Origin of the sequence: Aquabacterium sp., assembly GCF_041915145.1 — a bacterium.
Lineage (GTDB): Bacteria > Pseudomonadota > Gammaproteobacteria > Burkholderiales > Burkholderiaceae_C > Aquabacterium.
Genome location: NZ_JAYSBZ010000151.1, coordinates 1 through 2,875, shown reverse-complemented (window position 1 = coordinate 2,875; position 2,875 = coordinate 1). Strand labels below are relative to the sequence as shown.

Sequence of the window (2,875 nt, the reverse complement as noted above, 5' to 3'; positions counted from 1 at the left end):
GGATCAGGGCGATCCTGTGCTGGCCGCCAACGGGCAGCCGATGGTGCTGGCCGGTCGGCAGGCTTTGCCGTATCCACCCGGCCGTATCCGCCTCAATGGCCAAACCGAGCCTGCCGTGGTGGCCGGTGACATCACCGTCGCGTGGGCCCATCGCGACCGCACGCAGCAGACCGCCTACCTCGTGCAGCAAGACGAAGGCGATATCGGGCCAGAACTGGGCGTGACCTACACGCTGCGTATCCGCAATCGCAACGGCGTGCTGGCGCACACCGAAACGGGACTGCTCGGCACTGCCTTTATCTGGACGGCAGCAGTGGCCGCGCTGGATGCCGGTGTGCTGGGCGAGCGCATCACCGTCGAAATCAGTGCCGAGCGCGAGGGTTTGAGCAGCTGGCAGCCGCAGGTGCGGGTCATGGATCGCGCAGGCTACGGCCTGCGCTGGGGACAGTATTGGGGAGGTGTGTGATGGAAGCACGCATTGATGTTCATCTGCTCACCCTGAACGAACCTGCCGAATGGCGGGAGGCCTGTATCGCCAGTCTTGAAGGTGCGCCGATCCAGTTGCATGTTCTACCGGGCATTCCGGGACGCATCGGTGAGGCACGCGCGGCAGGCTATGCGCAAGGCACCTTGCCGCTGGTGTCCTTCGTCGATCCCGACGATCTGTACGGAGCGAGCGCCTTCACACAACTGGCCGATGCATTGGATGCTTGCCCACAAGCGGTGATGGCCTACACCGATGAGGCGCTGACCGACGAGAACGGCCACGACATTGCGGTGCGGCGTCTGGCCTACAGCCGCTGGCAGCACGCGAACAGCGCCAGCCATGTGCACGGCCTGATCGTGATGCGTCGAGCGGCCGTTGAGGCCGTGCTCAAGGAAACCAGCGACATCAACAACTTCGCCGACTGGCTGCTGACCCTGCTCGTGGCCAAGCGCGGCGGGGTGCTGTACCTGCCTGTCGTTGGGCGGCATTGGCGACAGCACCCGCAGCAAAGCCATCGCACCGGCGACCCGGACGCAGTCCGACGCATTCGCCAGACATCGAATCTCTGGAGATAAACCATGTCATCGACCGACCCGAACCTTGGACTCAACTACGGCTGGACGCTCGGCGAGAGCGGCTGGGACACCGGCATGGACGCCAACCTCAAGCGCCTCGGCGCTGTGGTCGGCCTATCCGTGAAAGACCGCGACCTGACCACGCCACCGGCCAGCCCCGCCAACGGCGACCGCTACCTCATTCCTGCCGCTGCCACGGGCGTGTGGGCAGGCAAAGCCAACCAGATCGCGGTGCGCATCGCCGATGCCTGGGAGTACCACGCGCCCAAGATCGGCTGGCTTTGCTACATCGAGGACGAAGCCAAGCTCTCGGCCTACAAGTCCACCGGCTGGAGCGCAGGCCTCGCCATCTGATTTCCCATCTTCGTACCCACCAGAAACCCGCCCGCGAGGCGGGTTTCGCATTTCTGGAGACCGCAATGACCGAACCCGAACAACAACAGCCTGCGCTCGTCGAGAACATGCTGCTCTTGCGACGCGAGGACTTCGACGAACTGCTCGACCGCGCCGCTGAACGCGGAGCCGAGCGTGTCCTGACCCACCTTGGCCTGGAAAACGGCCACGCCGCCCGCGACATCCGTGAACTGCGCGACCTGTTGGAAGCCTGGCGCGATGCCCGGCGCACGGCCTGGCAGACCACCGTCAAGGTCATCACCACCGGCATCCTGGCCGCTCTGCTGGTCGGTGCCGCCATCAAGCTCAAACTGATGGGGGGCCCGCAATGATCGAGACCTTGCTCGGTGGTCTCCTCGGCGGGGCCTTCCGTCTCGCGCCAGAACTCCTGAAATGGCTCGACCGCAAAGGTGAGCGTGGCCACGAACTGGCGATGCAGGACAAGGCGCTCGAATTCGAGAAGCTACGCGGTGCTCAGCGCATGGACGAAATCGTCGCAGGTGCCGATGCGGCGTGGAACGTGGGGGCGATAGAAACGCTGCGCGAAGCCGTTCGCACCCAGGGCGAAAAAAGTGTCGTCCGCTGGGCCGATGCTCTGTCGAGCAGCGTCCGTCCAGTCATCACTTACTGGTTCATGGCACTGTACTGCGCCGCCAAGACGGCCGCCTTCGTGGCTGCCATCGAAGGCGGTGCCGACTGGGGCGTCGCCATCGTCCATGCTTGGACCGATGCCGACCAAGCCCTGTGGGCCGGCGTGCTGAACTTCTGGTTCCTCGGACGTGTGTTCGACCGGGTGCGGTCGTGATCGCGGTTCCGCAGGCGGCCATCGATCTGGCCAAGCGTTTCGAGGGCTTTCACCGCGTGCCGAAGAACGAGCCCGGCCGCGCGCATCCCTACGTCTGCCCAGCCGGCTACTGGACCATCGGCTACGGCCACCTCTGCGATCCGAAGCACCCACCGATCACGGAGACCGACGCAGAGCGCTACCTGGCTGCCGACCTCATGACGGCATTGAACGCGACGCTGCGCTACTGCCCGGTGCTGGCCACCGAGCCAGAAAAGCGACTCGCGGCCATCGTCGACTTCACCTTCAACCTCGGCGCGGGGCGACTTCAAACGTCGACGCTGCGGCGGCGGATAAACCAGCGGGACTGGCATAGTGCGGGCCAAGAGCTGCGGCGCTGGGTGTATGGCGGTGGCAAGGTACTGCCGGGGCTTGTCACGCGGCGAGAGGCCGAGGCGACTTGCCTGCTCCGCGCCGCCTGATAGACCGGGTCGCCTCGATCAAATCCCCGGTTGCAGCTCCACACGCACCTCGCGCGATTTGCCGGCCCGTTCCACTGACAAGACCACCACATCGCCGACCTTCCTGTCGTCTAGCCGCGCGAGCAGCTTGGCCACATCGTCCGTCGCCTTGCCA

General features: G+C 65.3%; 5 protein-coding genes and 2 pseudogenes. 6 read left to right on the top strand and 1 reads right to left on the bottom strand.

What is annotated here, in order from left to right; genetic code table 11:
- The 6 genes and pseudogenes from ACE3SS_RS15340 to ACE3SS_RS15315 all read left to right on the top strand — a co-directional run.
- Nucleotides 1–466, top strand: a pseudogene (locus tag ACE3SS_RS15340) (phage tail protein); the annotation flags it as partial.
- Entirely contained in the window at nt 466–1,062 is a 597-nt protein-coding gene (locus tag ACE3SS_RS15335; RefSeq protein WP_374595442.1) for a hypothetical protein, read from the top strand. The pseudogene ACE3SS_RS15340 and the gene ACE3SS_RS15335, both read left to right, overlap by 1 nt.
- Before the next feature lie 3 nt (nt 1,063–1,065).
- Entirely contained in the window at nt 1,066–1,416 is a 351-nt protein-coding gene (locus ACE3SS_RS15330; RefSeq protein WP_374595440.1) for a DUF2793 domain-containing protein, read from the top strand.
- Between the two features lie 65 nt (nt 1,417–1,481).
- The gene (locus ACE3SS_RS15325; RefSeq protein WP_020200523.1) at nt 1,482–1,787 is read left to right on the top strand and encodes a DUF6127 family protein; all 306 of its coding nucleotides are present in this window, start codon (nt 1,482–1,484) and stop codon (nt 1,785–1,787) included.
- Nucleotides 1,784–2,260 carry a hypothetical protein gene (locus ACE3SS_RS15320; protein ID WP_374595437.1) on the top strand — a complete coding sequence of 159 codons (477 nt, stop codon included), beginning with the start codon at nt 1,784–1,786 and terminating at the stop codon, nt 2,258–2,260. The genes ACE3SS_RS15325 and ACE3SS_RS15320 overlap by 4 nt, the downstream gene beginning before the upstream one ends.
- Nucleotides 2,257–2,721: a lysozyme gene (locus ACE3SS_RS15315; protein WP_014236595.1), complete on the top strand. Its 465-nt coding sequence runs from the start codon at nt 2,257–2,259 to the stop codon at nt 2,719–2,721. The genes ACE3SS_RS15320 and ACE3SS_RS15315 overlap by 4 nt, the downstream gene beginning before the upstream one ends.
- Before the next feature lie 18 nt (nt 2,722–2,739).
- Here ACE3SS_RS15315 and ACE3SS_RS15310 read toward each other — a convergent pair.
- A pseudogene (locus ACE3SS_RS15310) lies at nt 2,740–2,875 on the bottom strand (2-alkenal reductase); the annotation flags it as partial.